The sequence below is a fragment of the Nocardiopsis sp. LOL_012 genome (genome assembly GCF_048060475.1).
Classification (GTDB): domain Bacteria; phylum Actinomycetota; class Actinomycetes; order Streptosporangiales; family Streptosporangiaceae; genus Nocardiopsis.
Window position 1 is genome coordinate 56975 of sequence record NZ_JBHMIV010000021.1, and the last position, 25406, is coordinate 82380.

The window sequence follows — 25406 nt, forward strand, 5'->3', positions numbered from 1 at the left end:
GTGGCGCCGCCCATCGACACGGATACGGGGTCAGCGGATCTCGTGGCTCACCCGTTTGGCGTCGATGGGCACCGCGTCCTCGGGCAGGCCGGTCCCCGCGTCGTCGTCAAGGTGACCGTCCTGGTGGTGCCGTTCGAGGCCGGAGCACACATGGCGATGGACGGTGCCTTCTCACTGCTGGAGTTCCCCAGCCCGGAACCGGCGATCGTCTCTATCTCCACTGGTGTGGAGTCCCTGTACGTGGAAGACGGTGCCTATGTCGACAGGCATACGCTGATTTTCGACGGCGTCCACAACCTGGCGTTGGATCCGAAGGGGTCTCTTGACCTCATTGAAGCCACCGCCGCCGAACATGACAAACGAGCCTGACCATGCTGCTGAGGTTTCACAAGTCCTCCTACTCGACTTCTCAGGACAACTGCGTCGAGGTCGCGGACCTGCCCACGGGTGCGGCCCTGCGCGACTCCAAGAACCCCGCACTGGGCTTCCTGCCCGTCGGGGTCGCGGAGTGGGCCGCCTTCACCCGGGCGGCCGTGGGCGACTGACACCGGGGCGACGGTCCGGCCGGGACCGCTGTCCGGTTCCGGCCGCCGCCCGCTCCGGAACACCCGTACGGCACAATGGTCGCGTCCGCACCGTCGACCGGGGGAGTCCGTCATGAGCCGTCTGGTGCTGTGGAACGTCGACTACACACTCCTCGACGCGGGCCGGGTGATGCGGGCCGCCTACGCCGAGGCCTTCGAGAAGGTCACCGGCGAGCCCCTGGTCTACCTCACCTCCTTCGAGGGCCGCACCGACTCGGAGATGTTCTTCGAGTTCTGCGCGCGCAACGACACCGACGCCGAACCCGACGCGGCCACGCTGGAGCGCTTCCTCACCGAGCTGGAGGGGGCCTTCGTCCGGCGCGAGGACGAACTGCGGGACAAGGGCCGCGCCATGGACGGCGCCCAGGCCGCCCTGGGAGCCGTGGCGGCCATGCCCGACACCGTGCAGACCGTGGTCAGCGGCAGCACCCGTGCCACCGCCACCGCCAAACTGCGCGCCTTCGGCCTGGACCCCTACCTGGACCTGTCCGTGGGCGGCTTCGGCTCGGTCAACTACCCCAAGTCGAGCCTCATCCAGTCCATCCGCCTGCACGCGGCGGGGGAGGGCGCGCGGGCCTACACCGAGCGCGAGACCGTGTTCATCACCAACGCGTTCGCCGACGTGCGGGCCGCGATCATCGGCGGCGCGGTCCCCGTGGGCGTGCTCACCGGGTCGGCCACCGAGGGCCGCCTGCGCGAGGCCGGGGTCACCGAAGTGCTCAAGGACCTCACCGACGCCCACGCCGTGACCAGGGCGATCCACCAGGTCACGGCGGTCTAGCCGGGCACGGTCGGTTTGTGCCCGTTTTTCGGGCGAAAGCGGTGAGACACGTAGTACATCCCGAAAAGACAACGAATCGTGTCGTACAGACGTCATCGGTGTGTAACGGTGTTGGTCCTGTTCTCCCCCGCCGAAACCAGTAGCCTGGTGCCCTGGCGGGGTCGGGACAACGGTGTTCCAGTCGCTCCGCCGACACACAGTCTGTGCGCACAGACCCATCATCCGACCATCACTCCCGTGCGCCTCCGGGTGTTCACGGAAGTTCACACAAGTCCACAGTCCGCACGGTCGAGACATCCCCCGAACGCACCCGCGATGTTGCTCACAAAGGAGTGAGGCCCATATGAACGGGCAAACCGACGTCATCCTCCAGGACCTGCTCAGCGACGCGGCCGCCAAGTGGTCTCCAGGACCCCAGGCCGGCCCCGAGGACGCCGACGCCATCCGCAGCTTCCTCCCCCTGTACTACCGGCACGCGGACATCGACGAACTCGCCGAGCGCACCCCGGACCAGATCTGCGGAGCCGCCGCGGCCCACCGCGCCTTCGCCGACCAGCGGCCCACCGGCCGCGCCAAGGTCCGCGTCTACAGCCCGACCCTCGAACAGGACGGCTGGGAGCTCCAGGCCAGCGTCCTCGAAGTGGTCACCGACAACGCCCCCTTCCTCGTCTCCTCCGTCACCATGGCCCTCGACGAGCTCGGTGCGGGCGCCAAGCTGATCATCCACCCCCAGCTCACCATCGGGCGCGGCCTGGAGGGCGACCTGCGCGAGATCGACCCCGAGATCGGCGGCGCCGGCCTGCTGCCCGTCGACGAGTCGTGGATGCACATCGAGATCGACCGCCAGCTCGACCCCGAGCGGATCAAGGAGATCACCGACCGGGTCGAGAGCGTCCTGGACGACGTCCGCTACGTCGACGAGGACTCCGCGAAGATGGCCGACCGCGCCATCCGGGTCGCCGACGAACTGGCCTCCCAGCCCGACCGCCTCGCGCTGGGCGGCGTCGACCCCCGCGAGATGGGGGAGAGCGTCGACTTCCTGCGCTGGATCGCCGGGCGGCACTTCACCTTCATGGGCTACCGAGAGTACGCACTGGTCACCGATGACAACGGCGACGAGGCGCTGCGGCCCGAACCCGGTACCGGCCTGGGCCTGCTGCGCATGGACTCCTCGGCCTCCACCAGCTTCGCCGCCCTGCCGCCGGAGATCCGCGCCAAGGCCCGCGAACCCTTCATCCTGGTCCTCACCAAGGCCAACTCCCGCGCCACGGTGTACCGGCCCAAGTACCTCGACTACATCGGCGTCAAGAAGTTCGACGCCCAGGGCCGGATCGTCGGCGAGCGGCGCTTCCTGGGCCTGTACACGCCCCGCGCCGACAGCACCAGCATCTCCCAGATCCCGCTCCTGCGCCGCAAGCAGGCCGAGGTGCTGTCCCTGGCCGGGTTCGAGGCCGACAGCTACGACGGCAAGGACCTCGTCGAACTGCTGGAGACCTTCCCCCGTGAGGAGCTCCTCCAGATCCCGGCCGGCGAGCTGTACAGCATCGTCCGCGGTGTCCTGCGCCTGCGCGACCGGCGCGGCACCAAGCTGTTCATGCGCCGCGACACCTACGGCGGCCGGTACATGTCCTGCTTCGTGTACATGCCGCGCGACCAGTACAGCACCCGCGTGCGCCTGGACATCCAAAGCGTCCTCGCCGAGGCGTTCCAGGGCGCCTCCATGGACCACAACGTGATGATCGGCTCCGCGCCGCTGGCACGGCTGTACCTGGTGGCGCGCGCCCGGCACGGACAGACCCTCGCCGACATCGACCAGGTCGCCCTGGAGGAGAGGGTCCGCGAGGCGGCCCGCTCCTGGGACACCGACTTCGACGCCGTCCTCACCGAACGCTTCGGCGCCACCAGGGCCACCGAGTTCAAGGACCGCTACGCCGCGGGCATGAACGAGGCCTACCGGGTCGACAACCCCCCGGAGATCGCCGCCGCCGACATCGCGGCCCTGGAGGGGCTGATCGGCCGGACCGAACCCGACGAGCGCCGGGGCGAGTTCTGCGCCGAGCTCTACCGGCGCGGCGAGGACGCCGACGGCTGGCGGTTCCGCCTCTACCGGATCGGCGACCCCGTGTCGCTGAGCCGGATGCTGCCAGTCCTGGAGCACCTGGGCGTCGAGGTCGTCGACGAGTGGCCCTACGACATCACCGTCAAGGACGTCGGCCGCGTGTGGATCTACGACTTCGGCCTCGGCCCGATCCCCGCCTCCGACCTGCCCGCCGAACGGCTCACGGAGCTGTTCGAGGACGCCTTCGACGCCTCCTGGCGCGACCTCGGCGAGTCCGACCCCTTCAACGCCCTCGTGGTGCGGGCCGGACTCGACTGGCGCCAGCTCAGCGTCCTGCGCGCCTACGCCAAGTACCTGCGCCAGACCGGGGCCACGTTCACCCCCGAGTTCCTGGCCGACGTGCTCTGCTCCAACGTCTCCATCGCGGGACTGCTCGTCGAACTCTTCGAGACGCGCTTTGACCCCGACCGCGCCGACGAGGGCCGCGACGAGCAGGCCGACGCCCTGGTCGGCAAGATCGAGGCCGAACTGGAGTCGGTCGCCAGCCTGGACCACGACCGCATCCTGCGCTCGTTCGCGGCGGCCATCACCGCCACACTGCGCACCAACCACTACCAGGGCCGCCCCTACCTGGTGCTCAAGCTCGACCCGAGTGCCATCCCGGACCTGCCCCAGCCCCGCCCGCGGTTCGAGATCTACGTGTACTCGCCGCGCGTGGAGGGCGTGCACCTGCGCTTCGGCTCGGTGGCCCGCGGCGGCCTGCGCTGGTCGGACCGGTTCGAGGACTTCCGCACCGAGATCCTCGGCCTGGTCAAGGCGCAGATGGTGAAGAACTCGGTGATCGTCCCCAGCGGCGCCAAGGGCGGGTTCGTCTGCAAGCGCCTGCCCAAGGACGGCACCCGTGAACAGGTGGGCGCCGAGGTCGTCGCCTGCTACGAGCAGTTCGTCGGCGGACTGCTCGACATCACCGACAACCTGGTCGACGGCCGGATCGTCCACCCCGAGCGCACCGTCCGCCACGACGCCGACGACTACTACCTGGTGGTCGCCGCCGACAAGGGCACGGCGACCTTCTCCGACATCGCCAACGAGATCTCCGCCAAGCGGGGCTTCTGGCTCGGCGACGCCTTCGCCTCCGGCGGTTCGGTGGGCTACGACCACAAGGCCATGGGCATCACCGCGCGCGGTGCGTGGGAGTCGGTGACCTACCACTTCCGCGAGATGGGCGTGAACGTGCAGGAGGAGCCGTTCACCGTCGTGGGGATCGGCGACATGTCCGGTGACGTGTTCGGCAACGGGATGCTGCTGTCCAAGCAGATCAGGCTGGTGGCCGCCTTCGACCACCGCGACGTCTTCCTGGACCCCGACCCCGACCCGCAGGCCTCCTGGGCCGAGCGCGAGCGCCTGTTCCTCCTGCCGCGCAGCACCTGGTCCGACTACGATCCCGAACTGATCTCCGAGGGCGGCGGCGTGTACTCGCGCTCGCTCAAGTCGGTGCCGATCAGCCCGCAGGCCAGGGCCGTGCTGGGCATCGGTGACGAGGTCACCTCGCTCACCCCCGCCCAGCTCATCCAGCACATCCTCACCGCCCCGGTCGACCTGGTGTGGAACGGCGGCATCGGCACCTACGTCAAGGCGAGCACCGAGACGCACGCCGACGTCGGCGACAAGGCCAACGACCAGGTCCGCGTGGACGCCGACCAGGTGCGGGCCAGGGTCGTGGGCGAGGGCGGCAACCTGGGCCTCACCCAGCCCGCGCGGATCGAGTACGCGCGCGGCGGCGGGCGGATCAACACCGACTCCATCGACAACTCCGCCGGTGTGGACACCTCCGACCACGAGGTGAACATCAAGATCATGCTGGACCGCGAGGTCCAGGCCGGACGGCTCTCCCGCGAGGAGCGCGACCGGCTGTTCATCGACATGACCGACGAGGTCGCCTCGCTCGTCCTGGACACCAACTACGCGCAGAACACGGTGCTCTCGGCGGCGCGCAAGCAGGCCTCGGACATGCTGCACGTCCACGGCCGGTACATGCGCCACCTGGAGCGCAGGAAGGTCCTCAAGCGCAAGCTGGAGGACCTGCCCTCGGACAAGGCGCTCGCCGAGCGGCGCGCCGCGCGCCAGGGCCTGACCGGGCCGGAGTTCTCGACGCTGCTGTCCTACACCAAGATCGACCTCAAGGACGAGGTGGAGTCCTCGGACCTGCCCGACGACCCCTACCTGGCAGACACGCTGACCGGCTACTTCCCCACACCGCTGCGCTCGGACCGCTTCGCCGAGGGCGTGGCCTCGCACCCGCTGCGCCGGGAGATCATCGTCAACCAGGTCGTCAACCAGATGGTCAACCGCTCCGGGGTGACCTTCGCGTTCCGGCTCAACGAGGAGCTGGGGTCGGGGGCGGCCGACATCGCACGCGCCTTCCTGGTGGTCCAGGAGGTGCTGCGCCTGCCCGGGTACTGGGGAGAGGTGGAAGAGCTGGACCACCGGATCTCGGTGCGCAACCAGCTGTCTCTGCTGCTGGAGATCCGCAAGCTCGCCGAGCGCTCCGCGCGCTGGCTGCTGCGCAACCGCACCTTCCCCTTCGACATCGCCGGTGAGATCGGCTACTTCGCAGACGGGGTGGGCGAGATCCTGCCGCGCCTGGCCGACCTGGTCAGGGGGCGTGACCGGGAGGCGTTCCTCCAGCGGCGGGACCGGTACGTGTCGATGGGGGCTCCGGAGGGGCTCGCCGAGCGGGTGGCCTCGATGGTGCCCGCCTACTCCACCCTGGACCTGGTGGAGATCGCGCACCGCACGGGCCGCCCGGTGGAGGAGGTCGCCGAGATGTACTTCGAGCTCGCCGACCGGCTCAACATCAGTTGGTGGCGCGAGCGGATCATCGACCTGCCGCGCGACGACCGCTGGGGCACGATGGCGCGCTCCTCGCTGCGCGACGGCCTCTACGCCGCCCACGCCGACCTCACCGCGCGCGTGCTGGAGTCTGGCCGCGCCGACTCCGCCGAGGAGCAGTTCCGCGTCTGGGAGGAGGAGAACCGGGAGCGGGTGGAGCTGGCCGGGATCACCCTCTCGGAGATCCAGGAGGGCGAGCGCTTCGACCTCACCACGCTGTCGGTTGCGCTGGAGTCCGTCCGCTCGCTGGTCGACTGAGGAGGGCCCGGGAACGGTCCGGTCCTCGCTCCGGCGGCCGGGCCGTTCCCGGCCGCCGGTCCTGCCCTGTGATCATCCCGGCCGACAGACCCTAGACTGGGCGCGTGGCAGAAATGGACCCAGCAGAGAAGATCAAGGAGCTCGCGGCGACCCTCGCGAGCGTCACCTCAGTCCTGGACATGGACGCTATGCGCACGGAGATCGCGGAGCTGCGCGAGCAGTCCGCCGATCCCGAGCTGTGGTCGGACCAGGCCAACGCGCAGAAGGTGACCCGGCAGCTCTCCAGCCTGGAGTCCATCGTCACCAAACTCGAAGGGGTGGACCAGCGCCTCGACGACCTCGGCGTGCTCTACGAGCTCGCCGCGGCCGAGGACGACGCCGACACCCGCGCGGAGGCCGACCGCGAGCTGGAGCAGTTGCGCAAGGAGATCGGCGAGCTGGAGGTGCGGACCCTGCTCAACGGCCCGCACGACGAGCGCGAGGCCCTGGTGACGATCAACTCCCAGGCCGGGGGGGTCGACGCCGCCGACTGGGCGCAGATGCTCCAGCGCATGTACCTGCGCTGGGCCGAGCGGCACGGATACCCCACCGAGATCTACGAGACCTCCTACGCGGAGGAGGCGGGCATCAAGTCCACGTCCTTCGCGGTCAAGGCGCAGTTCGCCTACGGCACCATGCGCGGTGAGCACGGCACGCACCGCCTGGTGCGCATCTCGCCGTTCGACAACCAGAACCGGCGGCAGACGTCGTTCGCGGGCGTGGACGTGGTCCCGGTGGTGGAGCAGAGCGACCACATCGAGATCGACGAGTCCGAGCTGCGCGTGGACGTGTACCGCTCCAGCGGGCCCGGCGGCCAGGGCGTGAACACCACCGACTCGGCGGTGCGCATCACCCACATGCCCTCCGGCATCGTCGTGTCCTGCCAGAACGAGCGCTCGCAGTTGCAGAACAAGGCCACCGCGATGTCGATGCTCCAGGCCAAGCTGCTGGCACGCAAGCAGGCGGAGGAGCAGGCGGCCCTGGACGAGATCCGCGGCGACTCGGTGAGCAGTTGGGGGACCCAGATGCGCAACTACGTCCTGCACCCGTACCAGAACGTGAAGGACGTGCGCACCGGCGTGGAGACCGGCAACACCTCGGGTGTGCTGGACGGCGACATCGACGAGTTCATCGACGCGGAGATCCGCTGGATGCGCAGCCGGGAGAGGAACGACGGGCAGTAGCGGTCGACGCCTGCTTGGTACCGCTGAGGCTCCGGTTCCCGTATGGTGATCCGTATCCCAATGGTGATGATCGTGACCGGCGGACCTGGATGAAACGGGTATACATGAACGTTATCATCGGTTGATGTCTCCGATACGCTCGGGTCTGTCGCACGACCGTCCATGGCCGGGCGAGTGTGACACGATCGGGACAATCCGGGCCGCTTGCGCCTCTACACTGTCGTTGGCCGTGTGGCCGGTACGATCCCGCGGGGAGTCACGCTTCGACGCGGTTGCCCATACCTTCGAGAACCTTGTGATGCGCCTGTGATCCACTTCGACAACGTCACCAAGGTCTACACGACCCAGAAACGCCCCGCGCTCGACGGTGTTTCCATCGACGTAGACAAGGGCGAGTTCGTCTTCCTCGTCGGCCCGTCCGGCTCCGGCAAGTCCACCTTCCTGCGGCTGGTGCTCAAGGAGGAGAAGCCCGACAAGGGACGCGTCCACGTCGCCGGCAAGGACCTGGCGCGCCTGTCCAACTGGAAGGTGCCCCACCTGCGACGGCGTATCGGCTGTGTCTTCCAGGACTTCCGCCTGCTGCCCAACAAGAACGTGTTCGAGAACGTGGCCTTCGCCCTGGAGGTCATCGGCAAGCCCCGGCGGTTCATCCGCAAGGTCGTGCCCGAGGTCATCGAACTCGTCGGCCTGGAGGGCAAGGCCGGGCGCATGCCCAACGAGCTCTCCGGTGGTGAGCAGCAGCGTGTCGCCATCGCTCGCGCCTTCGTCAACCGCCCGCAGATCCTGCTGGCCGACGAGCCGACGGGAAACATCGACCCGGCGACCTCCATCGGCATCATGAAGGTGCTGGACCGAATCAACCGCACGGGAACCACCGTCGTCATGGCGACGCACGACGCCGCCATCGTCGACTCGATGCGCAAGCGCGTGATCGAACTGGAAGAGGGCCTCGTGGTTCGCGACCAGACGCGCGGCGTCTACGGCCAGGCGTACTGACCTTCCCGCGCTCGGCGCCGGCCGCTGATCGTGCGAGGACCGGCGCGGCGAAGCTCCCAAGGATGGACCTTTAACAGATCATGCGAGCACAATTCGTTCTCTCCGAGACCTGGATCGGCCTGCGCCGAAACCTGACGATGACCATCGCGGTCATCACGACGGTGGCCATCTCCCTGGCCCTCTTCGGTGGCGGTCTGCTGGTCAACCAGCAGGTCTCCGAGATGCGCAGCTACTGGGACCAGCGGATCACGTTGACCATCTACATGTGCAACGAGATCTCCCCCGCGCAGACCTGCCAGGACAACGGCCCGGCGACCGACGCGGACCGCGAGGCCCTGCGGGCCGACCTCGACGACATGCCGCAGGTGGAGGGCTACACCTACCTGACCGCGGCCGAGGCGTGGCAGGACTTCCAGGAGCGGATCGGCTCCTCCAACGAGGCGCTGGCGGAGGCGGCACAGGAGGGTGACATCCCGGACAACTTCCGGGTGCAGCTCACCGACCCCTCCCACTACGACACCGTGCGCAACGCGGTCACGGGCAGTCCCGGGGTGGACTCGGTCTCCAGCGACCAGAGCGTGCTGGACAAGTTCTACGACCTGCTCGACGGCCTCAAGTGGGCGGCGCTGGTGGTCGCGCTCGTGCAGCTCGCCGCCGCGGCGCTGCTGATCGGCAACACCATCCGCCTGTCCGCCTACAGCCGCCGCCGCGAGACGGGCATCATGCGGCTGGTCGGTGCGTCCAACTTCTACATCCAGTTGCCGTTCCTCCTGGAGGGCGCGGTCTCGGGTCTCATCGGTGGTCTGATCGCCTCCGGCTTCATCGTGGCCACCCGGTACACGCTGCTCACCCAGATCGAGGCCTGGTTCCAGTTCGACGTCGGCCTGGGGACCGGATCGCTGCTGTACGTCATCGGCGTGTCGATCATCCTCGGCGTGCTGCTGTGTACCGTCACCTCGTTCCTCACGCTGCGCCGCTACCTGAAGATCTGATCCGGCGGGGCTGCCCGCCGACCCGCGGCGGCCGCGGAGAGCCGGTCCGCCGCCGACCGTTGAAAGGGATTCCACAGTGGCACGGGAAACCGGGCAGAAGCCCATCGCGCGAAACCGGCGTGCCCGGCACGACTACCACATCGACGAGACCTACGAGGCCGGCCTGGTCCTGACCGGGACCGAGGTGAAGTCCCTCCGGCAGGGCCGGGCCTCGCTCGTCGACGGTTTCGCCCACGTCCAGGACGGCGAGGTGTGGCTGGAGGGTGTCCACATCCCGGAGTATTCGCAGGGAACCTGGACAAACCATGCAGCTCGCAGATCCCGTAAGCTACTCCTGCACCGCGAGCAGATCTCCCGGCTCATCGGTAAGACCAATGAGCCCGGCCGCACCCTGATCCCTCTGTCGCTGTACTTCAGCGACGGCCGGGCCAAGGTCGAGCTCGCTCTGGCTCGCGGTAAGCGTGAGTACGACAAACGCCACGACATCGCCGAACGTGAGGCCAAGCGGGAGATGGAACGCGCGCTTCGTCGGCGGCGGTGAGTGCGCCGAAAGGAACACACACGGTGTCCCCCCGTCCCCTGGGCCGCCTCGCGGCCGCCGGCAGCGCCCTGACGATGGCCGTCACCCTCGCCGCATGTACGCCCCACCCCAGCCCGGAGGTGGCCGTCCGGTCCTTCCTGCTGGCCTGGCAGGACGGGGACCACGCGCGGGCCGCCGCCTACACCACCGGAGAGCCCGCGGAGGTCGAGGCGGCCCTCTCCGACGTGCACGACCAACTCGACCTGGCCGGGCTGCGCTTCGGCCTCGGGCCGATCTCCCGCGACGGCGACAGCGCCACCGCCGAGTTCAGCGCCACCGCCGACCTCGGTATCGGCGACCCCACCTGGGAGTACACCGGCGCCATGCCCCTGGAGTGGGGGCCCGACGGCTGGCGGATCGCGTGGTCGCCGTCGGTCATCCACCCCGACCTCGGGGAAGGCGAGCGGCTGGCGGTCAGCTACGAGATCCAGGCGCGCGGCCAGATCCTCGACCGCGACGGCGTACCGCTGGTGACCAGCGAGAGCGTCACCGCCTTCGGTGTCTACCCCGGGCGGATGGACGACCCCGAGGCGGGCGTCACCGAGCTGGCCGAACTCCTCGGCGAGGAGCCGGGGCCGCTGCTGGACCGCGTGCGCTCCGCCCCGCCCGAGCAGTTCCAGCCGCTGGTACTCATGCGCGGCCGCAACGTCGACACCGCGCTGCTCGAACAGGTCGGGCGGATCTCCGGCGTGGACACCCAGGCCGTGGAGGTCAACCTGACGCCGGCGGTGGCCCCGGCCGTCCTCGGCGAGGTCGCCGGGACCGCGGAGCACCGGGTCTCCTCCCGAGTCCCGGGCACCTACCAGGCGGGCGACACCGTCGGCCTGAGCGGATTGCAGAACATCTACCAGAACGAGCTCGCCGGGTCCGCCACCACCCAGGTGGTCTCGCTCGACGACGACGGCGAGGTCATCGGGGTCCTGGAGTCCTGGCAGGGCGACCTCAGCGGCGAGATCACCACCACCCTGGACGCGGGGGTCCAGAGCGCCGCCGAGGAGGCGGTGGGGGTCATGCCCGGAAACGGCTACGTGGTGGCCGTGGACGTCTCCAGCGGCGAGCTCCTGGCCTCGGCCGCGGCCTCGGGCGACACCACCGACAACGGCGGCCTGACCGGCTCCTACAAGCCGGGGGGCGCCTTCACGATCGTCTCCGCGCTGGCCGCCCTCCAGTCGGGCGCGGTGGGGGCCGACACCGAGGTGCCCTGCGGCTTCGAGACCGAGATCGACGGGGAGCGCTTCACCAACCCGCACGGGCAGACCGGGTTCGGCGATTCCAGTCTGAGCGCCAACCTCGCCGTCAACTGCGCCGTCGGGTTCGCCGACCTGGGCGCGCAGGTGGGGCCGGCAGCGCTCACCTCGGCCGCCGCCGACCTGGGTCTGGGTACCGGGTGGCAGCTTCCGCTGTCGGCCAACGCCGGTGAGGTGGCCATCGGCGGCAGCGAGGCCGAGGTCGCCCTGGCCATGAACGGCGAGCACGGGGTCCTGGTCAGCCCGCTGGGCATGGCGCTGGCCGCCGCGGCGGTCGCCGACGGCACGTGGCACGCGCCGACCCTGGTCAGCGGCCAGGAACCGGAGACCGCGGACGGCAGTGCACTGGACCCGGGCGCCCTGGAGGCGGTCCGGCAGGGGATGGGCGACGCGGTCGCCGGCCGCATGTCCTCGCTCAACGGCCCCCTGTACGGCGAGGAACAGGTGTACGGCCAGGCAGCCCGCACCGAGCAGGGCGAGACGTCGCTGCACTGGTTCGTGGGCTACCAGGGCGGCGTGGCCTTCGCGGTCCTGGCCGAGGTCGACCCCGCGCGGACCCTGACGGGGCAGTACGCGTTCAACGCGGCGGCGGCCTTCCTCAGCGCGATGGCCGCGGGCGAGGCCGGGGAGGGGCTTCCCGAGGGCCCGCTGGACCAGGCCGAGAGCACGGGCGACCCCGCGTCGCCCACCGGTCCGGAGACCCCCGTCCCGGGCGCGGAGGACCCCCTCACCGAGGGGACCGGCGCGGAGGCGACCGGCCCGGCCCTTACCGAACAGGGGATTCCGGCGCAATAGTCCACGCCGGGCAACCCTGGAGGGGGTGCCCGGCGTCTTCCCTGGTGAGGCCGGTACCGCGACAGGGGGAAGCGGGAAGGCACGAGTGGGCAGGACCTCGTCTCGGGGGAGGGTCTGCCGGATGTTCAAGGTCGACTGACCCTGTCGACCGCCCCCGTGGGCCGCGTCAGACCTTTCTTGAGTCCGCGCCCACGGGGGATCTCCATGTCAGGGGCCCTGCGCAGACGGCGGGAATAGGCTTGGTGCCCGCCCCGTTGAAGCTGTAGAGTGGCGGCCAGCGGGCTTCGCCGCTCGCGTGTCGGCCCTCCCCACGGGGAAGGCCGTGACAACTGCACAGGGGGTGATCGGTTTCGACTTCGGTAGTCGTTCCAGGGGAAGCGGGTCGAGGGTTGCGTCTGTGACCTCGTTAATCCTGCATTCGCATAAATTCAAGTGCCAATTCTAAGCGCACTGAGTTCGCTCTCGCTGCCTAAGCGATAGCGACTCTGTCGACCTGGGCTCGTCATCGGCCCAGGACCCGGCATCAGCTAGATGACTCACCGCTCGGACCAGGCCACGGGGCCGAGCGGGACACATACGTGGCTGGGCCTGTCAGCGATGTGTCCGTGTAAGCGCTGGGGCCGAGTAGAACGACAGCGCGGACTGCACCCGGAGAAGCCCTGGCTCGGTGCTGAAGGACGCGGGTTCGATTCCCGCCACCTCCACGAACTCAGGACGACCCTGCTCGCGCGTGACCGCGCTTGCCGGGTCGTCCTTTGTGTTTACCGGGGGGCGACCCCGGACCCCTGGTGTGCCGCTCGGCCGTCGCGCTTCGCGGCACGGCCCACCTGTCCCCGTTTGGGGTGGACCGGGAGTTCATCCGCGGGCGGCTACCACCAGGGGTAGTCCGCCCTCAGAGCGGAGCCCCGGGTGTCGAAGGCGTCCTCACGCAGGACGTAGCCCTTGACGCGGCTCTCGTTCACCGCGTGGGTGACCCGCCAGACGTACCCGCCGCGGTGGGGGTACAGCCCTTCGAGGGTCGCCTCGTCGAAGGGGATGTGGGCGCCCTGGAGGAAGCAGAACGTGTCACCGCTGTTGCGGCCGTCGTTGAGCCCGGTGGCCACCACGTGGTCGGCCAGGCGGATGCCGCCGAGCGCGTTGCCGTGCTCGTCACGGCTCAGTTCGGTGGGGCCGGCCCACTCCAGTCGCGGCGCCCTCGGCGGGGCCTCGCCGTCCTCCACCCAGTCCACGAGCTGGTCGTAGGCGGCGTTGAGCACGTGGTGGAACGGGATCCGGCTCAGCGGGGGCCGGTCGCACCGCTGCGGATCGGTGCCCGGGTTCTCCCGGGCGATGAGCGGCGCGAAGGTGAAGTACTCGGTGAAGCCCACGTGGGCGGTGCCGGCGACCTCCCAGCGGCGGTAGTACTGCGTGTCCGGCTCCAGGCTCTGGGTCTGGAAGCGCACATCGGTCTCGGCCATGAGGCGCATCGTCGGGGTGGTGTTCCCCTCCAGCGCGCCGGGGGCGCCGTGGATCATGAAGCCGTCGACCACCCCGTGCAGCGGGTGGATGCCGTTGCGGTAGACGGACAGGTACCGCGCCGACTGCGAGTGGCCGGTGGCGATGACCGTGTCCACGTCGAAACCGGACAGCGGGTCGGTGCCCTCGGGGGTGCGCAGGGCGCGGGCGGCCTGGGAGTAGATGTCGAATGCGGGGGCGTCCTCCAGGTCGGCGCCGCCGACGGTCAGGTCGCCGTAGCGCTCGGAGTCCCACTCGCGCAGGGCGTCCACGCCCACGCGCTGCGCCGACAGGCCCACCCAGACGTGGCCCTCGCGCATGAAGTAGTCGTGGGACAGGAACCAGTCGATCTCGATGTCCTGGCCGAAGCTGACGTTGTTCCACTCCAGGAAGGCGGCGCCGCTGGAGTCGGCGGCGTCCGCCGGGCGGCGGACCACCATGCGGGTGGTGTAGGGGGAGGAGCCGACGATCTCGCCGGTCTCGGTGTCGTAGTGCTGTGCGGTCCCTTCGAGGAGGAACTCCTCCTCGACGTAGCCGTAGGCGCCCAGGTCGACCTCGATGGGCTCGCCCGTCTGGAGCGGGGGGATCGGGGGGCCGTCGGCGGACATGAAGGGGTAGGAGTCCTCGGTGACCGGAACGGGCCCGGAGACCGTGGCGGCGGGGCCGTTCGCGGGATCGGCCGGTTCGGCCTGGGCGGGCAGTGCGCCCAGCAGGCCGGATACGAGGACGAGGCTCGTCGCGGTGACTCCGAGACGTAGGGGGGTTCGTGAGCGCATCCGAATGTTACCTCTGAGTAGCCTGACGTTGCGCTCAGAACGCTACGTTTGGTGAACTCGCGAGGCAAGGAGTAACGGCCCCTGGTCTGCACGCGTGGAAGCGGACGCGTCGAAACACCGATGATCCCACGGATGCGCCTCGGGGATGGCCGGTGCGGGGCCGCGCCGCGGCCCCGCACCCCTCACGCCTCGGTGGCCCCCACCAGCCAGGCGACCTTGTGCGCGGCCACCCCGGGGCTCGCGCTGCCGCCCAGGTAGACGCCGAACGAGGCGATGAAGGCGTGCCCCTGCTCGCGGCGCTCGCAGAGCACGTCCTCGACGGCGTGGGCCGACCGCGGGTTGGCGACCCGCAGCCGGGGCGAGGGCTCGTCGGCCACGTCCGCCGTGACGTCGTAGCGTGACAGCTCGTCGGCGAGTTTCTCCAGGTGCGCACGCTCTTCGGAGGGCACGCGGGCCGACGTGTGGTCGTGTGCCTGTCCCGACTCGGCCATGGGTGATCCTTTCGTGTCGAGCACGGGTGTCCTCGATGCCCGACCGCCATTGTGGCCCAGCGGAAAACCCCGAATGCGCACCGCGACTACGACACGCCGTCGGCCAGCCACCCGCCGCGGTGCATGACCCGGCCCACGGAGAGGTCGCCGGTGAAGACCAGCAGGTCGGCGGGGGCACCCACCTCGATCCGCCCCGCGTCGATCCCGAGCGAGCGCGCGGGCACGCAGGAGGCCGAGCGCACCGCGTCGGGCAGTGTCGTTCCGTGGTCGGTCACCGCGTTGCGCACCGCCTGGGGGAGCACGATGGTGCTGGAGGCGATCGCGCCGTTCTCCACCAGCCTCGCCTCGCCCCCCTGGACGCGCACCCGCAGGTTCCCGAGCGTGTACTGGCCGTCGCCCAGGCCGGTCGCCGACATCGCGTCGGTCACCAGCGACACCCGCTCGGCCCCGGCGGCGGAGAACACGAGTCGCCCCGCCCCCGGGTGGACGTGCACGTTGTCGGCGATGAGCTCCACGGTGACCCGCTCGTCGCGCAGCGCCGCCGCGACGGGGCCGGGGTCGCGGTGGTTCATCGGACGCATCGCGTTGTACAGGTGCGTGGCCACGGTGGCCCCCGCGTCGAAGGCCGCCAGGGTCTGCTCGTAGCAGGACTCGGTGTGGCCCACGGCGACCACCACGCCCGAGGACACCGCGGCGTGGATGAGGTCCAGCGCGCCCGGCAGTTCGGGTGCCACCGTGATCATGCGCACGTGCCCCCGGCCGGCCTTGAGCCAGCGGTCGAACTCGTCGGTGTCGGGCTCGCGCAGCAGGTCCGGGTCGTGCGCCCCGCACTTGGAGCGGGCGATGAAGGGGCCCTCCAGGTAGATCCCCGCCAGCTCGCCCGACTCGCACAGTTCGGCGAGCGCCGACACCTGGCGGAGCGTGTCCTCCGGGGTGGCGGCGACCAGGCCGCCCACCATCGAGGTCACCCCCTGGGAGCGGTTGAACGCGGCGATCCTGCCCGCCCCCTCGGGGTCGGCCTCGGTGAAGGCGTGCCCGATACCGCCGTGCACGTGGGTGTCGACCAGGCCCGGAGAGACCCATGCGCCGTTGAGGTCGTGGACGGGCCCGGGGAGGGGGTTCCCGGTGCCGAGCGCGGCGATACGGCCGTCCTCGACCAGGAGCCAGCCGTCGTGGACTCCGTCCGGTAGGACGAACCGGGCATTGGCGAGGGTGACGGGGGCGTGGGCCATGTTCGGGCTCTCTCCGGAACTCTCGGTCGTTGGTGTGTCGCACATTACATCCGTGGCGCGGGGGTCCTCAGCACAATCCGGGATTCCCTCTGGAGCTGGGACATCTTGCCCTGTGGAACGGTGTGTCCGTGGTACGGACGGGGGCCGCAGGGCGGGAGAGGCCGCGCGCACGCATTGACGATAGCGGCAGCCGAGCCCCATCATGGAGGCATGTCCGCCGGTGAGCTGCTTGTCCAGCGCCTGCACGTCGATCTGCGACAGCAGGCGAGCGCGCTCTGTCGTAGCTAGCGCATAGCGGGGCCCCGCCCCGCGGCACGGCTCTGCCCGTGCCCTCGCAGACACCGGACGCGCACTCCCTCCCGATATCTCTCGGGCTTTCGAGCCGGACTCCACGGCTTCGGGAGTACCCCTGCGAATCCGACCACCGGTCCGTGCCGGGTGGGCGGGGGAACGATGTCACCTCCGGTGTCGAAGAACGAACACCGCCCCCGACACTTCCCCGCTTCCGGTCCGAACCCAGGAGTTCTCCCATGACCCGCTTCACCGTGCTCGTCGCCGCACCCCAGACCCGCTCCGCCGTCTACTCCACCGCTCTCGACGCGGCCGCCGAGATTGCCTCCCGCGCGGGTGTCGACGCCCGTCCCGAGGTCGTCGACCTCGCCGAGATCGGCCCCGAGCTGCTCGCCGAATCCTCCGAGGCGGTCGACGCCGCCCTGGACCGGGTGCGCGGCAGCGACGTCCTGCTCGTGGCCTCCCCGCAGGTGCACGGCACCTACACCGGGCTGCTCAAGGTCTTCCTGGACCGCCTGCCCGAACTGGGCCTGGGCCACACGGTGGCGGTCCCGCTCGCCGTCGTCGAGGACCTGCGCAACAGCCGCGGGATCGAGGAGGACCTGCGCGTCCTGCTCGCCGACCTGGGCGCCTGGGTCGCCGAGCCCGGCCTGGTCCTGGGCGCCGACGAGACCGACCGCCCCGGGAACGTGGTGCGCGCGTGGGCCGACATCGCCGCTCCGGGCCTGCGCCAGGCCGTGTCCGTCGCGGTCTGAGACGGGCGGACCGCGGCCGCCCCCCGTGTGGTGACGGAGCACGTGTTCGTCGCCGAACCGTGCCCGTAGGCGGGCCCCGTCCCGGATACTGGTCTGGGAAGGGTCTCCCGCCCCGCCGACCGGCCGCGGCCGGTCGATCACCCGTGGAGGGTGGGGACCGGTCGCGACGCACACGCGGCGTCACAGCGTGGGATGGGGCACGGTGCAGGATTCGGACGAGCCCGAGCAGGATTCCCCCGGGAGCGGTCCGGACCGCGGTCCCGGCGCGCTCGCCGCGTGGCTCGGGGACCGCTGGGCCGCGCTGGCCCCGCACGTGTTCGACCGCCTCCTGCTGCTGACCTCCCACGGCAGGCCCTCCCGGTTCGAACCCGGACCCCTCGGCCTGTTCGGTGTCATGGTCGCGGCCATGGCGGTCACCTTCCTCGTCATCGGGACCGGGACCGGGGGCGCGGGCACCCCCCGGGGCGGCGCGCCCTCCCCGGGGCCCTCGGAGGCCCCCGCCCAGGGGCGCCTGCGGTTCATGCTGGTCGGGGACTCCCTCACCCAGGGCAGCAGCGGCGACCACACCTGGCGGTACCGGCTGTGGAAGCACCTGGAGACGGTCGGTGTCGAGGCCGACTTCGTCGGTCCCTACGACGGCGTCTACGGGCTCCACGGGGGCGGACACGGCGTCCGGGACTACGCCGACCCCGTCTTCGACACCGACCACGCGGCCCGCTGGGGGAGCGGTGCGGACGAACTCGCGCGCACCGCCGCCCAGTCCGCGGCCCAGGACCGGCCCCAGTACGTGCTGGTCCTGGCCGGGACCGAGGACCTCCTGAGCGGCGGCAGCGCCGAGCACGCCCTGGCGGCGGTGGAGGACATCGTCTCGACGGTGCGGGTCGCCGCGGACGGGGTCCGGTTCGTGGTGGGCGAGCTCCCGCCGGTGGAGGGCACCGGTGACGACGCCCGCGTCAACACCCAGGTCCACCGGTTCAACGCCGGTGTGGCGGGCCTCGCAGAACGGCTGTCGTCGGACGGCTCCGCGGTGGCCGTCGCCCGGGTGGCCGACGGCTATGTGCCCTCCCGTGACGACTGGGACCACGTCCACCCCAACGCGCGGGGCGAGGTGCGCATCGCCGCCGCCTTCGCCGACGCGCTGGCCGGGGCGCTGGGGGTGGGGGAGCGCTACCCCCGGCCGCTCGCGCAGCCCCGGACCGGGCCGCTGACGGCCCCCGAGCCCGGGGCCGAGCGCGACGGGGACGCCCTGGAGATCAGTTGGGAGCCGGTCCCCGGTGCCACGGCCTACCGGGTGACCCGGCGCAGGCTGGCCCCCGATCCCGGCGAGGCGTCGGTCCTGCCCGTGGACGTGGCCGAGGGGGAGGACGGCCTGCGGTCGGTACTGGTCGAGGGGCTGTCGAGCGGTGCCGAGTACGAGTTCACCGTCCGCCAGTACAAGGGCAGGGACGAGGGGGTGCCCTCCGAACCGCTCCGGTGGGTGTGGGACGACGAGCCGCCGCCCGCGCCGACGGGTGTGCGCGTGTCCGGCGGGCGCGTGCTGTGGGACGCGGTGGCCGAGGCCGACCGCTACGAGGTGTGGACGCGGGCGCTGGTGTGCGACAGGGGGGACGACGCGCGGGCGCCGCACCGTCCCGCGGAGGGGGAGGGAGAGGAGAGCGACGGCGGCGACGGTGGTGCGGACCGGGCCGGTGAGGGCCGCGGCTCCGAGGAACCCGGCCGCGAGGGACAGCGGGCCCCCGGCGTCCCCGGGGAGGGGCCGTCGCTCCCGGAGCGGCCCACCTCGGCCCCGACGGTCCCCGCCCCGGTTCCCTCAGAGCCGTCTCGGCCCGCACCATCGGCCAAGCCGGCGGAGCCGGAGTGCGCACCCGTCGACGGCCGGGGCCCCGGCAGCGGCCGCGGGTGGCGCTCCCAGGGGGCGACCGGTAACCGCACCGCGTGGCGGGTCACTGTGGACGGCCCCCACGAGGTGGCGGTGCGCACCCACCGCGACTACGTGGAGGGCGGCTTCTCGGCACCCCTCGTCCTGGGGGACGTCTGAGCGCCTCGCCCGGACCGTATCGTCTACCGGGGCCTTCGGGGCAGCGGCGGGACGAACCCCGCGCGGTCCTCCACGACCCTGTCCACCAGGGCCGCCAACCGGTCCCGGTGGACACAGCGGACCTTCCCGGCGCCGGCGGAGTACTCCCAGCACCAGGGGTCCCGGAGCCGGATGACGACGTTCCCCAGATACGGGGGTCCTACGAGGACCTTCTCGATCCGATCCCCGAAGCGCCACGGTTCCACCGTGAACGCCAGACCCCGTCGTGTGATGAAGGCACGGTGAAACCGCAGCGCCCCAGGACTACGCCAACGGTAGTGCGATCGCAGATGCCACAGAGATCCCCCGGGTCGTGTCAACGGTCACCCGCGTTCGCGTCGGCGCTGCCGGTTCGGCAGTCCTTCGAAGTACTGGAGACCTTGGGATGATGACCTCCGAGTTCAAGAAGAGTTCCTACTCTCCTAACGGGGGAACTGTGTCGAGTGCCGTCATGTGGGCACCCCGGAGGTCCGCGACTCCAAGCACCCCGGGGACGGGCACCTGCCCTTTCCCGCCTCCGAGTTCCTGGCACTGGTCACGGCGGCCGCCCAAGCCCGGTAGGACCGCTCGGGTCTCCGAGGCCTCCCGGCCCCGGCCGCACCCCGGCTGGGGTCCCTCTCAGCCAGGGGCCGTTTTCCGACTGGGAAGCGTCACCCCGGCGGCTTAGGATCGGCCCCATGTGCGGTCGCTATGCCCAGTCCAGGAACCACCGGCAGCTCCAGCTCGCCTTCGGCCTGCCCGAGGAGGCGCTCACCGAGGAGCCGCCCGACCCCAGGGCGTGGCCGCCGCTGGACGAACTGCCCGCCGACTACAACATCGCCCCGGGCAGGCCCGTCTACGCCGTCCTCGGCCCGCCCCCGCGGGGGGAGGGCGCGGCACCCGGCCCGTGCTCGCTGCACACCCTGCGCTGGGGGCTGGTCCCCTCATGGGCCAAGGAGCGGAGCATCGGCTACCGGATGATCAACGCCCGCGCCGAGACCGTGGCAGACAAACCCGCTTTCCGCGCGGCCTACCGCCGTCGGCGCTGCCTGCTGCCCGCGGACGCCTACTACGAGTGGCAGTTGGTGGGACCGGACGGGCGTCCTCAGCCCAGCACGTCCCCGGCCACCGACCCCGAACACAAGAAGCGCAAGTCCAAGGCGGCCAAGCGCCCCTTCGCGATCCGCTACCGGGACGGCGCGCCGCTGGCCATGGCGGGGATCTTCGAGCGCTGGCGCGACCCGGAGGCGGACGAGAGCGACCCCGCGGCCTGGCTGTGGAGCTGCGCGGTCGTCACCACGCAGGCCGCCCCCGGCCTGGACCACATCCACGAGCGCATGCCCGTCGTCGTGCCCGAGCAGGACTGGCGGGTCTGGCTGGACCCGGCTTCCGGGGCCGCCGACCTGTCCCACACCCTGGCCTCGACCCCGGTGTCGGAGCTGGCTGTCGACGAGGTGTCCCCCGAGGTCAACAGCGTCAAGAACAACGGCCCCGGCCTGCTCGAACCGGTGGCGGGGGAGGAGCCGGACACCCTCTTCTGAGGCGTCCGTTCACCTTCCGGCGCGGACGTTCACCGGACGTCCATAAGTGAACCGGAAGTATCGAAACCATCGGTTCACTATCTGCCGGTTTCGTGGTGCGTGTCAGTATCCCGCCACAAGGACGGAACGGCATGCACTCCCTCCCCCGTAAGCTCACCCTCCTCACCGCCGCGTGCGCACTCGCGCTCACGGGCTGCTCCTCCTCCGACGGCGACAGCGGCTCCGGCGAACTCGTCTTCGCCTTCCCGCCCGGCACCGACGACCCCGAACAGCTCGCCCAGATCGAGCCGGTCGCCGACATCGTCGGCGAACTCGCCGGGCGCGAGGTCGTCACCGAGAGCCCCGCCGACTACATGGGCGTGGTCGAGGCCCTGCGCCAGGGCCACGTCGACGTCGCCTTCCTCAGCCCCTTCGCCACCGCCATCGGCCAGCAGGCCGGCGGCCTGGACGTGGGCCTGGTCTGGGAGGCCGGGGACGAGCCCGCCTCCGTCCTCATGGTGCGCGCCGACAGCGGTATCGAGACCGTCGACGACGTGGCCGGACAGCAGGTCGCCTTCGTCGACGCCGGGTCCACCACCGGCCACTTCATGCCTCGCGCGCTGCTCGCCGAGGCCGGCCTGGAGCCCGACGAGGACTACGAGATGACCTTCTCCGGCGGCCACGACTCCGGCCTGCTCGCCCTCCAGCAGGGCAGCGTCGACGTCGCCGCCACCGCCGCCCAGCTCGTCGACGTATTCACCGATGCCGGGGTGATCGACCCTGACCGGGTCGTCGTCCTGGCCGAGAGCGACCCCCTGCCCGTGGGCAGCGCCATCGTCTTCTCCGAGGACGTCGACCCCGGGGTCCGCGAGCAGATCGTCGCCGGGATGCCCGACCGGGTCGCCGAGAACGAGGACATGGCGCTGATCTTCGGCGGCCACAGCGCCGTCGCCGACCCCGCCCCCGAGGTCTTCGCCCCCCTGTTGGAGGTCGTCGAAGCGGTCGGCCTGAGCCTGGAGGACATCCGTTGATCCAGACACATCCCCGGGCCGTGACCCCGCGGAGGGCTGCCGACTCCGTACTCGACGTCTCCGGGCTCACCGTCGTCTACGACAGCGACCCCGTCCTGAAGGGGGTCGACCTCACCGTCGCCCCCGGCGAGGTCGTCGCCCTCCTCGGCCACAGCGGATCGGGCAAGTCCACCCTCATGAAGGCGCTGACCCGCACCGCGCCCCTCACCTCCGGACAGGTCCGGGTGGCCGGGCGCGACGTCGCCTCGCTCGGCGCGGGCGACCTGCGGTCGCTGCGCGCCGACGTCGGCCACGTCTTCCAGAACTTCCACCTGGTGCCGCGGCTGTCGGCCCTGGCCAACGTGCTCACCGGCGGTCTGTACGCCGCCGGTCCGGCCTCCAGGATCGGCCTGTTCTCCCGCGCGCAGCGCACCCGGGCCCTGGAACTGCTCGAACGCGTGGACCTCCTCGCCCAGGCGTGTCAGCAGGCCCGCACCCTCTCCGGAGGCCAGCAGCAGCGGGTGGCCATCGCCCGCGCCCTCATGCAGGACCCCCGGCTCATCCTCGCCGACGAACCCGTCGCCTCACTGGACCCGCGCCTGGCGGGCAACGTGCTGGGACTGCTCTCCGAACTGGCGCGCGAGCGCTCCGTCCCGGTCCTGGTGAGCCTGCACGTGGTCGCGCTGGCCCGGCGCCACACCGACCGCGCCGTGGGCCTGCGCGACGGACGGGTGGTGGTCGACATCCCCTCCGCCGGCCTCGACCGCGTCGCCGTGCGCGAGATCTACGGAGCCGACACCGAGTTCGGCACGGACGACGAGGAGACCCCGTGAAGACCACACCCGTCCGCAGGACCGCCGCACCCGAAGCCGACCGGCTGCCCGAGAGCGTGCGCGGCCTCGCCTCACCCTGGCGGCTGCCCGGACTCAAAGGGCTGCTCACCACCCTCGCCGCCGCCGCGGCGGTGATCTGGTCGGCCTCGGGCGTGGGCTTCAGCCCCGCCGCCCTCATCGAGGGCGGCCCCGCGATGGGCGAGTTCCTCTACCGCATGTGGCCGCCGGACTTCGGCAAGATCGCCACCATCATCGCCCTGCTCGTCGAGACCCTCCAGATGGCGGTCATCGGCACCCTGCTCGGCGCCGCGCTCTCACTCCTGCTCAGCTTCGCCGCGGCGGGCAACATCGCGCCCCGGCCCGTCTACCTCGCCGCCCGCTTCATCCTCAACGTGCTGCGGTCCATCCCCGAACTGATCTTCGCGCTGATGTTCGTCTCCGCCGTCGGCTTGGGACCCTTCGCGGGCATCCTCGCCCTGACCCTCGGATCGGTGGGTACCATCGCCAAGGTCTACGCCGAGGCCATCGAGGCGGTCGACCCCGGACCCGTCACCGCCCTGCGCTCCTCGGGCGCCGCACCCACCCAGGTGATCTCCTTCGCGATGCTGCCCCAGGCGGCACCTCTGATCACCTCCTACACGCTGCTCCTGTTCGAGGGCAACGTCCGCGGGGCCACCATCCTCGGCCTGGTCGGGGCCGGGGGCATCGGACTCGAACTCACCACCGCGCTGCGCCTGTACGACTTCGGCCACCTGTTCGCCATCGTCATCGGGATCGTCGTTCTGGTGACCGCCATCGACCGGTTCAGCGCCTTCGTCCGCGCCCGGCTCACCGCGTGAGCGCCCGCCACCGACCCCCGACCGGCAGGAGGGACCGCATGACCACCGCAGAGACCGCAGAGAGCACCGAGACCGCCGTGCCCGCGCCCGCCAACTTCCGCGACCTGGGCGGAGTGCCCGTCGAGGGCGGCAGGGTCCGGCCCGGCCTGCTCTTCCGCAGCGACGACGTGGCCACGGCACCCGCCGACTTCGTCGCCGACGTCTGCTCCCGCCACGGCATCGGCCACGTCCTCGACCTGAGGTCGGCCGACGAGGCCGCCCGCACCGGGCGCGGACCGTTCGCCGACCCCGCCGTCACCGGCGGCGACGTCGCCTACCACCACCTCCCCTTCGCCGTGGACGCCTCGCCGGAGGCCTGGAAGGAGTCCCTCCCCGCCACCGCGCGGGAGGTGGCCGCCCTCTACGCGGACACGGCCGACCGCTCCGCCCCCGCCATCGCCTTCCTGCTCTCGCTCATCGCGTCGGCCGACCGCCCCGCGGTCTTCCACTGCGCGGCGGGCAAGGACCGCACCGGGATCCTCGCCGCCTTCGTCCTCACGGCTCTGGGAGCCGGTGCCGAGGACGTCGCCGACGACTACGCTCGTACCGACGCGGTCATGCCCGAGGTCGGCCGCCGCATCCGGCACAGTATCGATTCCGGTTCCGTCCCCGAACTCGGCCCCCAGGAGTGGGAACGGCTGTCCCGGAGCCCGATGATGGGTGCACGGCGGGAGACCATGGTCGCCTTCCTGGAGACCATGGCCGACCGCCACGGAGGCGACCCCCTGGGCGGTCTGCGCGCGGCCGGCCTGGACGGGGCCGTCGTGGGGTGCCTGCGCGCCCGCCTGACGGCCGGGTGACCCGCGCCCGCCCGCCGCCCCGCCCACGAGAAGAGGACCCCCCGTGCCCGACGAACAGACCCCCCGCCGCCCCGGGCGCCCCCGTGAGGAGTCGGCCGAACGCGCCCTGCTGGAGGCCACCGTCGAACTCCTGCTGGAGCACGACGATCCCGGGAAGGTGACGATCACCGCCGTCACGGAGCGGGCGGGGGTCGCCAGGGCCACCCTGTACCGCAGGTGGGACTCCCGGGAGGAGCTCATCGCGGCCGCCCTGGACGTGGAGCGGGAGGTGCCCCGGGTCCCCGACACCGGGGACCTGGCGGCCGACCTGACGAGCTGGTACGGGCCGACGGAGTTCTCCGGTGACGACCCCGCCGTCCACCGCCTCTTCCGTGCCCGGCTCGTGCAGGCCGTCAACAACCCGGAACTGCGCAGGGTCTACTGGGAGAACCACGTCCGCATCCGCCGGGAGCCGCTCCTGGAGCGGGTGCGGGCGGAGGTCGCCCGCGGCGGCCTGCCCTCCGGCACCGACGTGGAGGCCTTCGTCGAGCTCCTCTCCGGTGTGGGCTACTACCAGTTCCTGGTGCGCCCCGACGACGGCCTGGGCCTGGACCGCATCCACCGCGCCGTCCGACTGCTCATGTCCGCCGCCTCCTGAGAGCCGGCTTCCGCTCCCGCCCGCGCTGCGCCCCAGGGGGTCGGCTCGGGCGCCCACGGGGCTGGCGGAGGTGCCGAAGGTTCCCGTGTTCGTAGGTGCCCGAGCAGAGAGGGACCGCGCCGCTAGGCGTCTGTTGAGGGTGGTGGTGGGAGACGGTCAGGGCAAGGACCGCGCCGCTAGGCGTCTGTTGAGGGTGGTGGTGGGAGACGGTCAGGGCAAGGACCGC

The 25406-nt window shown here is 71.2% G+C and carries 22 protein-coding genes and 1 other RNA gene; 19 read left to right on the plus strand and 4 right to left on the minus strand.

The genetic code is table 11. The annotated features are described in order from the left end of the window. The 10 genes from ACFHWE_RS15155 (at window position 1) to ssrA (ending at window position 13114) form a co-directional block, all read left to right on the plus strand. On the plus strand, window positions 1-369 hold the full coding sequence (locus ACFHWE_RS15155; RefSeq protein ID WP_416602273.1) for a Scr1 family TA system antitoxin-like transcriptional regulator: 369 nt from the start codon (window positions 1-3) through the stop codon (window positions 367-369). 2 nt (window positions 370-371) lie between these two features. Further along, window positions 372-545, plus strand: coding sequence for a DUF397 domain-containing protein (locus ACFHWE_RS15160; protein WP_416602275.1), 174 nt, complete (start codon window positions 372-374; stop codon window positions 543-545). Between the two features lie 112 nt (window positions 546-657). After that, entirely contained in the window at window positions 658-1365 is a 708-nt protein-coding gene (locus tag ACFHWE_RS15165) for an HAD family hydrolase (protein ID WP_416602277.1), read from the plus strand. Window positions 1366-1708: 343 nt separating this feature from the next. Further along, a complete protein-coding gene (locus ACFHWE_RS15170) occupies window positions 1709-6574 on the plus strand; it encodes an NAD-glutamate dehydrogenase (RefSeq protein ID WP_416602279.1) in 4866 nt (1621 codons plus the stop codon). A gap of 113 nt (window positions 6575-6687) precedes the next feature. Then, a complete protein-coding gene (gene prfB / locus ACFHWE_RS15175; protein ID WP_416602302.1) occupies window positions 6688-7797 on the plus strand; it encodes a peptide chain release factor 2 in 1110 nt (369 codons plus the stop codon). Window positions 7798-8103: 306 nt separating this feature from the next. After that, on the plus strand, window positions 8104-8793 hold the full coding sequence (gene ftsE / locus ACFHWE_RS15180; RefSeq protein WP_028648471.1) for a cell division ATP-binding protein FtsE: 690 nt from the start codon (window positions 8104-8106) through the stop codon (window positions 8791-8793). An 80-nt stretch (window positions 8794-8873) separates the two neighbouring features. After that, window positions 8874-9785: a permease-like cell division protein FtsX gene (gene ftsX, locus ACFHWE_RS15185; RefSeq protein ID WP_416602282.1), complete on the plus strand. Its 912-nt coding sequence runs from the start codon at window positions 8874-8876 to the stop codon at window positions 9783-9785. 76 nt (window positions 9786-9861) lie between these two features. Then, the gene (gene smpB, locus ACFHWE_RS15190) at window positions 9862-10326 is read left to right on the plus strand and encodes an SsrA-binding protein SmpB (RefSeq protein ID WP_028648473.1); all 465 of its coding nucleotides are present in this window, start codon (window positions 9862-9864) and stop codon (window positions 10324-10326) included. 23 nt (window positions 10327-10349) lie between these two features. After that, window positions 10350-12407 carry a penicillin-binding transpeptidase domain-containing protein gene (locus ACFHWE_RS15195; protein ID WP_416602284.1) on the plus strand — a complete coding sequence of 686 codons (2058 nt, stop codon included), beginning with the start codon at window positions 10350-10352 and terminating at the stop codon, window positions 12405-12407. A gap of 336 nt (window positions 12408-12743) precedes the next feature. Continuing rightward, window positions 12744-13114, plus strand: a transfer-messenger RNA (tmRNA) gene (gene ssrA / locus ACFHWE_RS15200). A 162-nt stretch (window positions 13115-13276) separates the two neighbouring features. Here ssrA and ACFHWE_RS15205 read toward each other — a convergent pair. The 3 genes from ACFHWE_RS15205 to nagA all read right to left on the minus strand — a co-directional run bounded on the left by ACFHWE_RS15205 (window position 13277) and on the right by nagA (window position 16400). Continuing rightward, window positions 13277-14677, minus strand: coding sequence for an alpha/beta hydrolase domain-containing protein (locus ACFHWE_RS15205; protein WP_416602286.1), 1401 nt, complete (start codon window positions 14675-14677; stop codon window positions 13277-13279). A 182-nt stretch (window positions 14678-14859) separates the two neighbouring features. Beyond that, window positions 14860-15168, minus strand: a complete 309-nt coding sequence (locus ACFHWE_RS15210) for a hypothetical protein (RefSeq protein WP_416602288.1) — start codon at window positions 15166-15168, stop codon at window positions 14860-14862. An 86-nt stretch (window positions 15169-15254) separates the two neighbouring features. After that, entirely contained in the window at window positions 15255-16400 is a 1146-nt protein-coding gene (gene nagA, locus ACFHWE_RS15215) for an N-acetylglucosamine-6-phosphate deacetylase (protein ID WP_416602290.1), read from the minus strand. Between the two features lie 530 nt (window positions 16401-16930). Here nagA and ACFHWE_RS15220 point away from each other — a divergent pair. Next, window positions 16931-17446, plus strand: a complete 516-nt coding sequence (locus ACFHWE_RS15220) for an NADPH-dependent FMN reductase (protein WP_416602291.1) — start codon at window positions 16931-16933, stop codon at window positions 17444-17446. 202 nt (window positions 17447-17648) lie between these two features. Continuing rightward, complete coding sequence (locus ACFHWE_RS15225) at window positions 17649-19484, plus strand: GDSL-type esterase/lipase family protein (protein ID WP_416602292.1); 1836 nt, start codon at window positions 17649-17651, stop codon at window positions 19482-19484. A 23-nt stretch (window positions 19485-19507) separates the two neighbouring features. Here the strand turns inward: ACFHWE_RS15225 and ACFHWE_RS15230 are convergent, their stop codons facing one another. Beyond that, the gene (locus tag ACFHWE_RS15230; RefSeq protein WP_416602293.1) at window positions 19508-19729 is read right to left on the minus strand and encodes a hypothetical protein; all 222 of its coding nucleotides are present in this window, start codon (window positions 19727-19729) and stop codon (window positions 19508-19510) included. A 247-nt stretch (window positions 19730-19976) separates the two neighbouring features. Between ACFHWE_RS15230 and ACFHWE_RS15235 the strand changes: the two genes are divergently transcribed. From ACFHWE_RS15235 to ACFHWE_RS15265, 7 genes are all read left to right on the plus strand, one after another. Beyond that, entirely contained in the window at window positions 19977-20084 is a 108-nt protein-coding gene (locus tag ACFHWE_RS15235; RefSeq protein ID WP_416602294.1) for a DUF397 domain-containing protein, read from the plus strand. Between the two features lie 116 nt (window positions 20085-20200). After that, window positions 20201-21043 (plus strand): SOS response-associated peptidase, encoded by an 843-nt coding sequence (locus ACFHWE_RS15240; RefSeq protein ID WP_416602295.1) that lies wholly within the window; start codon window positions 20201-20203, stop codon window positions 21041-21043. 131 nt (window positions 21044-21174) lie between these two features. Then, window positions 21175-22053: a phosphate/phosphite/phosphonate ABC transporter substrate-binding protein gene (gene phnD, locus ACFHWE_RS15245; protein ID WP_416602296.1), complete on the plus strand. Its 879-nt coding sequence runs from the start codon at window positions 21175-21177 to the stop codon at window positions 22051-22053. Next, complete coding sequence (locus tag ACFHWE_RS15250; RefSeq protein ID WP_416602297.1) at window positions 22050-22865, plus strand: phosphonate ABC transporter ATP-binding protein; 816 nt, start codon at window positions 22050-22052, stop codon at window positions 22863-22865. Before phnD ends, ACFHWE_RS15250 begins: the two co-directional genes overlap by 4 nt. Further along, window positions 22862-23704, plus strand: coding sequence for a phosphonate ABC transporter, permease protein PhnE (gene phnE / locus ACFHWE_RS15255; RefSeq protein ID WP_416602298.1), 843 nt, complete (start codon window positions 22862-22864; stop codon window positions 23702-23704). The genes ACFHWE_RS15250 and phnE overlap by 4 nt, the downstream gene beginning before the upstream one ends. Before the next feature lie 38 nt (window positions 23705-23742). Next, window positions 23743-24543 (plus strand): tyrosine-protein phosphatase, encoded by an 801-nt coding sequence (locus ACFHWE_RS15260; RefSeq protein WP_416602299.1) that lies wholly within the window; start codon window positions 23743-23745, stop codon window positions 24541-24543. Between the two features lie 43 nt (window positions 24544-24586). Continuing rightward, window positions 24587-25180 (plus strand): TetR/AcrR family transcriptional regulator, encoded by a 594-nt coding sequence (locus ACFHWE_RS15265; protein ID WP_416602300.1) that lies wholly within the window; start codon window positions 24587-24589, stop codon window positions 25178-25180. Window positions 25181-25406 lie beyond the last annotated feature (226 nt).

What these genes read in the sequence shown, in the direction of transcription:
- ACFHWE_RS15160 (WP_416602275.1), top strand. Translation starts at nt 372, where the DNA reads ATGCTGCTGAGGTTTCACAAGTCCTCCTACTCGACTTCTCAGGACAAC.
- ACFHWE_RS15165 (WP_416602277.1), top strand. Translation starts at nt 658, where the DNA reads ATGAGCCGTCTGGTGCTGTGGAACGTCGACTACACACTCCTCGACGCG.
- ACFHWE_RS15170 (WP_416602279.1), top strand. Translation starts at nt 1,709, where the DNA reads ATGAACGGGCAAACCGACGTCATCCTCCAGGACCTGCTCAGCGACGCG.
- prfB (WP_416602302.1), top strand. Translation starts at nt 6,688, where the DNA reads ATGGACCCAGCAGAGAAGATCAAGGAGCTCGCGGCGACCCTCGCGAGC.
- ftsX (WP_416602282.1), top strand. Translation starts at nt 8,874, where the DNA reads ATGCGAGCACAATTCGTTCTCTCCGAGACCTGGATCGGCCTGCGCCGA.
- ACFHWE_RS15205 (WP_416602286.1), bottom strand. Translation starts at nt 14,677, where the DNA reads ATGCGCTCACGAACCCCCCTACGTCTCGGAGTCACCGCGACGAGCCTC.
- ACFHWE_RS15210 (WP_416602288.1), bottom strand. Translation starts at nt 15,168, where the DNA reads ATGGCCGAGTCGGGACAGGCACACGACCACACGTCGGCCCGCGTGCCC.
- nagA (WP_416602290.1), bottom strand. Translation starts at nt 16,400, where the DNA reads ATGGCCCACGCCCCCGTCACCCTCGCCAATGCCCGGTTCGTCCTACCG.
- ACFHWE_RS15220 (WP_416602291.1), top strand. Translation starts at nt 16,931, where the DNA reads ATGACCCGCTTCACCGTGCTCGTCGCCGCACCCCAGACCCGCTCCGCC.
- ACFHWE_RS15240 (WP_416602295.1), top strand. Translation starts at nt 20,201, where the DNA reads ATGTGCGGTCGCTATGCCCAGTCCAGGAACCACCGGCAGCTCCAGCTC.
- phnD (WP_416602296.1), top strand. Translation starts at nt 21,175, where the DNA reads ATGCACTCCCTCCCCCGTAAGCTCACCCTCCTCACCGCCGCGTGCGCA.
- ACFHWE_RS15260 (WP_416602299.1), top strand. Translation starts at nt 23,743, where the DNA reads ATGACCACCGCAGAGACCGCAGAGAGCACCGAGACCGCCGTGCCCGCG.